Here is a 7,280-nt window from a genome sequence, read left to right as displayed (position 1 = left end):
TCATAGGTATAGATTTCGAAATTCTGTACACCCTCTTTTACATTTTCTACAAAGTATTTCAACGTATCGATGGGATATTTTTTCTTTACGGGGATAACGACAGAATCGGCTTTATTATTCCAAAAGATTTTACACTGCGTCACTTTTGGATCTGCAAGAAACAACCCACGGATGTACACCCTATTATTTCCCGACATTACTTTTACTGAATCCAATTTCCCAGTGTAAGAGATCTCTCCCGTTTCAGTAAATTTTTTATAGTCGTCGGCCTTTGTACAGGCGAGGTAAGCGCCAGCCAACAGGATCATAAAAGCTAGTTTTATGGTTCTTATATTTATTTTTTGATTATTCATCTCTAAAATTCTGTTAAGTTATTGCCTCTATCTTGGGTCTCCATAAAGTTGAACTTCTGATACACTCATAAATGAGTTACCCTGCCAATTATTAATAGATTTTATGCGGATATACCTTACTTTTTTAAGGCCTACAGCAAAATTGTAGCTTATGCCGGCATTTGCAAAAGCGTAATCTTCACTTGTTTGCACACCATAAGCACTTTTAGAAGGTTTTTGAGAGCTGTATTTACCCAACATTACCCAGTTATTAAAACTTCCGTCAGCAGGTGGGTTATCGGTACCCCAGATTTCAAAATCTTTTAAGTTGCCACCGTAATAATAGGTGCGGCCAGCATTAAGGTATTCGGGGTAATTCCAAACCACAATACGGCTAAGCGTGGCAATTTTACCCAGATCAAAAGTTACCCATTGCGGCGTTAATACTGTGGTTTTGGTTAAGCATACACTAGGCCAATCGATAATGTTTCCGTCCCACATTTTAGCTACACCCGTGTTTGAATATTCTTGAGGAGTATCTGTTGGCAAAATTACTTCTTTATAGGTCGATTTAGATAAAACCGTTTCGTAAAGTGGCTTTAATGTAGTAAAAAGCGTATCGCTATAGTTTAACCACCGATCTCTAATGGTTATGGCAAATTTTTGGCTTAAAGTGTCTAAGCCCCTAACGGATTGATCGATATCTATAGCGGCGGTATAAATATTTTTTGATGTTGGTATATATTTACCTTTCGATAAAACCAAAACCTCTATGGCCAGATCGGCTTTTGATGGGTTAGTGCCTTTAAAGTTTAATCCGCCAAAATCAGCAACAGCTTTTAAACTTCTGTAAACACCCCAAATTGGGTTTTCCAGTGGTTTAACCTTAACGATAACAGGTTCTGAAGCGGTTTCACTTCTGTTTACACTATATACTTTTACCTCATGCTCATTGGTATCTCCAAATCCTTCTACCAATAAACTATTGCCATAATAAGAAGTTTTCACTTCCATTTGTTGGCCGTTGGCTAAATTGTATACAGCTTTTATATACAATAAATCTTTATCGCTAGGTAAGCTGAAGGTAATGGTTGCATTGCCTGCACCATTGGTAACGGAAACATTGGACACTTTTCCGGGAGGATTGGTATTTTTTTCCAATGGAACAATTTCTTCTTCCTTGCAACTCGAAAAGGCTACTGCTAAACCAAACAGCAACACAAGCAGGTTTCTATTCATTCTTTTCATATTGAATATTTTTATAAAAATTAATACTACCAACCTGGGTTTTGAACCAGTTTAGGGTTAACTGTTAAATCATAAGTTCTTAGTGGCCACAAATAATCACGTGGTGCCACAAAATTCTGGTTAAATATGGTTCTAACACGGTAATACTCTGAAGCCGTTGGCTGATAAACGCTCCATCCTGTGATGGATTGGTTAAACATTTCTGCAGCTCTTTTCCAACGCTTAATGTCCCAGTAGCGGCTACCTTCAAATGCCATTTCAATCAATCTTTCTTGCTGGATAATTTCGCGCATACCGTCTTTTGAAGTGTACTTGCCCGGATTGTTGGAATAAGTGGTCCATGAGGTTTGCACCGTTTGTAGTCCAGCTCTTGTTCTAATTTTGTTTATGTATTCGTAAACATCAGCAGAAGGACTGGCCAGTGTTTCGTTTAAAGCTTCGGCATACATTAAATAAAGATCTGCCATTCTTACCTGCGGCCATGGATAATCGCGATAACTGGCACCGTTGGTACCATTAATCATGTTCCAATCTACCAGTTTCTTGATAAAATAGCCGGTTTCGTTGTACCATCCAAAGTTGTTTGCACCGGCAACCTGATTAGATTTTCCTTCTAAAACAAATGTTCCCTCGTCAGAATTGGTTGGACTATCATATTTGTACCAAACACCACCATCAAAGCCTAAATCGGCATAAAACCTTGGTTCTCTATCAAAATTGATCCTCGCCGTGGTGTAACCTTCTTTAACATAAAACCGCTCACTTTTAACAGCTGTCCTTAGGGTATATTTATTGGTAAAATCGAGGGTTTTATCTTCATTGATCGGCACGCCATTTCTGCTATAAAACATTTCGGCAATTTTTAATGGTGGCGCCAACTGCTGTCTGGCACTACCAACCACCACAGTTGCAGCTAAACGCGGCATAGCAGCTCTTTGCATGTTAAAGGTTCTGCTGTTCGGATTTGCCCAAACATGCTCCAGGTTTACATTGAAACGCTCAGTTACGGCACCCTTAATGGTTAATTGCCTCAAGGTAGTATCTGATAGTTTAAAGGTGGTACCCGGAAACTGATATAATTTAAATCCAGCAGCTTCTGCACCTTCAATTGCTGCTTTGGCAGCATCGGAAGCTCTTTTCCATTTATTGGCATCGTAAGTGGTATTAAACAACACTACCCCATCCTTATCTCTAAAATTACTATAGTCGGTATTGCCATTAAACAGTGGGCTTGCAGCAGTTAACAGCAGTTTTGCTTTTACAGCAAGTGCAATGGGCCTTGTAATACGTCCAAGTTCAGTGCTTTTATCCGTAATAATTTGAGGTAGGTTAGGAATAGCCTGATCCAATAATCCAACTACATAGTTTACACACTCATCAAAAGGCATTCTTTTAACCCTCACGTCTTCTTCAGTAGCACTAATTCCTAAATTGACATCGATAATTGGAATTGGACCGTACATCCTTAAGAGATAAAAATTATAATAAGCTTTTAAAAACTTAACCTCCGCAATCCATCTTTGTCTTTCATCTAAGCTTAAATCTGGTATTTTGCTTAAATCCTGTACGTTTTCCAGAAAAATATTACAGTTTCTAATGGCTTTAAATAAACCATAATTACCATTTGGGTTATCGTTATAGTTGAAAACATTGCCACCACCCTGATAGCGCCCATTCCAGGCATCCAAATACGGATTTTCGGCACCTTGGCTACCCCTGGCCATCCGCCAGCCATAAGAAATAAACTCTCTTTCATCTAGCGAGGTCCATATTTCATCACCAGCCATGAAGCCAGCATTAAGCAGTGGTTCTCCATCTTTTGGAAGAAAGGAATAACAAGTAAACAGGTATTTTTCGGCCTCATTTCTTAGTGTAAAGGCATTATCTATTGTAGCTACGTTATCGGGCACAATATCCAGGTATTTTTTACAAGAACTAATGGATATCACGATAGCGAGTATGGCCAGCGTAAGTTTAGCTAAACCTGGCTTTGCCGTATCTTTTCGAAATAAAATATTGTTGATTTTCATATTTATCTTTTTAAGCTCAATCGTTAGAATGAAACATTTAAACCTAAATTATATACTGTTTGTACAGGATAGCCTAAGCCATTTCCGCCCATTTCGGGATCCCAAAGTTTAAAATTGCTAAAACTGGATAGGTTGGTCGCATTTACATAAACCCTGGCACTATTAAAACCAAGTCTTTTTTGCAGTTTGGTTTGCAGATTATAACCAAGTTCTACACTCTTTAATCTTAAGAAAGACCCGTTACGCATCCACCAGGTAGAAGTACGGGTATTGTTATTTACAAAATTCGGACTTAAACGCGGCCAGAATGCATAGCTATCTCTATTTTGCTCAGACCAGTGACTATTGGCTATTACCTCTAATAAGCCATTTTGTGTAACATTAGGATTGCCAGTTTCATTATTGAGTACGAAAGGTGAAATATTACCTGGATTAATGAAAAACGAAGACCTGGCCGAACCTTGTAAAAATGCAGAGATATCGAAGCCTTTAAAACCAAACGTACCTCCAAAACCATAAACGATYTCAGGACTGGTAGGTAAACCAATAGGCACTTGGTCTACATCACTGATAATACCATCGCCATTTACATCTCTATACTTAATATCGCCACCACCATAGTCTAAACCTGGCACGCCTGCAAACTGCACAGGTGAGTTTTTAGCTTCGGCATCATCAATAAATAAACGTTCGGCAATGTAACCGAATGATTGGGTAGTGGGTAAACCAATATGGTAGCGATAAGCCTCTTTGGTACTAAATGAAGGCTCATCATAAATTAATATCTTATTGGTGGCATAAGTAAAGTTTCCCCTCATTTGTAGGAACATGCCGTTGTGAAACGATTTGTTATAGCTGGCAGAGAAATCGACACCTTTACTTTCGGCTTTATTGGTATTCGCCCGTACAGATGCCTGTAAGCCCATTGAACTTGGAATAAACGTTCTGTCGGTTAAAATGTTCGAACGCTCGTTTTTATAAATATCGAATGTTAAATTCAAGCTATTAAACAAGGTCATATCTAAACCAATGTTGGTTTGTTTAGATTTTTCCCAGGTAATGAATGGATTAGAATAACGCGAAATTGAAATACCATCTCTATAGTATAAACCATCTTCGCCAAAGCTCGAACCAAATGTTCCATTGTTCATGTTTACTTCAGAAAGGTAGAAGAAACGATCGGAATCATTTCCAATCTGATCGTTACCCACCAAACCAAAGGTTGCCCTTAACTTTAAACTATTGATTACGCTTGTAAGTGGCTTAAAATAGTTTTCATTCGAAATAATGTATCCTAAACCGAATGAAGGAAAGAAACCAAAACGGGTATTTTCTGCAAAACGTTCAGAACCATTATACCCAAAGTTGAACTCGGCCAAATAACGGTTATCGTATCCATAAGTAGCTCTTCCTGATACTCCCTGATTACGCGATGGTAAAGATAGCTGAAGACTACCCGGATTTGCAGCCAGATAATTTCTCATGGTTGTAATCAACATCACGCCAACTGCATGTTTCTCTTTAAAAGTACGGTTGTAGTTTGCAGAAAACTCGGCATAAAAAGTCGAATTTAAATCCTTTTTACCTTCCGAGTAACCTAGATATTCGGTACCTACCGGACCAATTGATAATGCACCGCCACCGTTAATCAAGGTGAGTCCGATTGATTTATCTGGCTGCTCAGTAGCCGAATAATAAAAAGGATTGTAAGCGCGGGAAATATCAAAATAAGAATATCTACGGGCATAACTCATCATCCTGGCGGTTAAACCTGGTGTAATAAATTTTAAATCCTGCTTAATTTCTATCTGCGTTTGTAATGTAGAAGCATTTTTATCCTGATAACCTTTTACCATTTCGGCATAAGGATTCATATATAAACCACCTCTTGGTGAAATAGCATTACCAAATAAGGGGTGGTTGCTATAAGGTGATAAACTTGCCGGATAAACCGCAGGAAACATTACCGGATTAGACCAAATTGCCCTGTTAAATGTAGCCCCACCGCCTCCTACAGGACCGGTATAATCGTCAAACTGCCCGTAAACACGGATAATTGCTTCGGTGGTGTTGGTTAAGTTAATATTTACGTTAGAACGGACAGAATAATTTTTTAACTTGATATTACTATTAAAATTATTTAGATCGGCAACTTTTAATACCCCATTATCAATATTGTAAGTACCTGCAATATAGTAGCTCGCCTTAGTACCCCCACCAGAGATATTTATGTTATATCTTTGATTCGTGGTATAATCTTTTATCAATTGTTCTATCCAATTGTTGTTTGGATAAAGCAATTCATTTTCGCCCGCTGCAGTTGCGTCAATTTTAGTTTGGAGATATGGTAATATGGCCAACCTGTTACGGGTAAGCGCAGCTTCATTTGCCAGCTTCATATACGTTACATTATCAGCAAACTGGAAGTTTTTAGTATTTGAGGAAAGTGATGACTCGGCCCTGAACCCAAATTTTGTTTGACCTGCAACGCCTGATTTAGTTAAAATAAGTACTACACCATTTGCACCCCTGGCACCATAAACTGCCGATGCTGTTGCATCTTTAAGTACGTTAAAAGAAGAAATATCATCAGGTTGCAAACGTGCCATATCGTTCTGGCTTGATTCGATACCATCGATCAGGATTAAAGGATCTTGTTTACCTGCACCGAAAGTTCCTAAACCACGGATAAAAAACTGTGCATTATCTGCACCAGGTTCACCGCTTCTTTGATAAGCAATCATACCAGCTACCCTACCCGCCATCATAGTGGTTAGGTTACTTGTTGGCCCTTTAAGCTCTTTAGGATTAATGGCGGTGATAGAACTGATTACACTCGTTTTTTTCTGTGTACCAAAGCCCACCACTGCAACTTCTTCTAATGAATTGGCATCTGATGAGAGGGTTACATTAATTACATAAACGCCTTCGGCATTTTTATCGTAATTGGCAATGGCAACATTTTTGGGTTTATAGCCCACCAGTGAGAACAACAATTTACCTGTTCTTGGCAATTTGATCGTATACCGTCCAAACTCGTCGGTAGATATTCCACGGTTGGTGCCCGAAACTTTTACGTTTACACCCGGCAGACCGCCCACGGTGTCTTTTACTATCCCCCTAACCGTTACATCTGTTTGTGCAGATACTGTTAAGCTAGAAGTTGTAATTACTAAATAGATCAAAAATTTTAAGATTGACCTAAGGGTAATACCCTGCTGGTGTAGCGGGATTTTTTTCGGTAGTTTTTTCTTCATAAAAATGGTTTAAAAATGGTTAGCTATGTCAATATCCGGCCAGATAGATTACCATCATATTGCACTCGTAGAGGCATTAGGCAATCATCCAATCGAAATATTCGTCAGTATGGTTTGGGAAATAGCACAATGCCCTTATCCCTGGCAATTGGTTTTGATTAGTGTGCTTTTATAAAAAAGCATTAATGTTATTTTATTTTGCCAGCGGTTTTAAAAAACGGAATATTGAGTAGATTTAGCTTTCTTCATAATTTTGGGATTAAGGATGAATAATTTGTTAAGGGTAATACTGATTTCGGGCAAACCTTCAATCAGCAATTAGTTCGACAGCAATGGGGTATTTGTTTGTTTGTTTTAATCTTTTCATGATCGGTTAAAGGTTTAGGTTTTGCTTCTAAAAAACAGGATACAGC

Annotated in this window: 5 protein-coding genes; 1 reads left to right on the top strand and 4 read right to left on the bottom strand. The window is 38.4% G+C overall.

Annotation, left to right across the window (positions count from 1 at the left end):
• The 4 genes from AC1DPQ_RS12500 to AC1DPQ_RS12485 form a co-directional block, all read right to left on the bottom strand.
• On the bottom strand, positions 1-353 hold a 353-nt coding region (locus tag AC1DPQ_RS12500), incomplete at its 3' end, for a DUF4998 domain-containing protein (protein WP_477609534.1).
• Positions 354-380: 27 nt separating this feature from the next.
• On the bottom strand, positions 381-1,580 hold the full coding sequence (locus tag AC1DPQ_RS12495) for a DUF5000 domain-containing lipoprotein (RefSeq protein ID WP_477609532.1): 1,200 nt from the start codon (positions 1,578-1,580) through the stop codon (positions 381-383).
• A gap of 26 nt (positions 1,581-1,606) precedes the next feature.
• A complete protein-coding gene (locus AC1DPQ_RS12490; RefSeq protein ID WP_477582503.1) occupies positions 1,607-3,610 on the bottom strand; it encodes a RagB/SusD family nutrient uptake outer membrane protein in 2,004 nt (667 codons plus the stop codon).
• A gap of 23 nt (positions 3,611-3,633) precedes the next feature.
• Positions 3,634-6,867 (bottom strand): SusC/RagA family TonB-linked outer membrane protein, encoded by a 3,234-nt coding sequence (locus tag AC1DPQ_RS12485; protein WP_477609530.1) that lies wholly within the window; start codon positions 6,865-6,867, stop codon positions 3,634-3,636.
• A 25-nt stretch (positions 6,868-6,892) separates the two neighbouring features.
• Between AC1DPQ_RS12485 and AC1DPQ_RS12480 the strand changes: the two genes are divergently transcribed.
• A complete protein-coding gene (locus AC1DPQ_RS12480; RefSeq protein ID WP_477582499.1) occupies positions 6,893-7,042 on the top strand; it encodes a hypothetical protein in 150 nt (49 codons plus the stop codon).
• The last annotated feature ends 238 nt before the right edge of the window (positions 7,043-7,280 follow it).

Source organism: Pedobacter sp. 01T416_2 (assembly GCF_056398925.1).
Note: the sequence above shows the minus strand (reverse complement) of the source record. Positions and strands in the feature narration are given on the sequence as shown.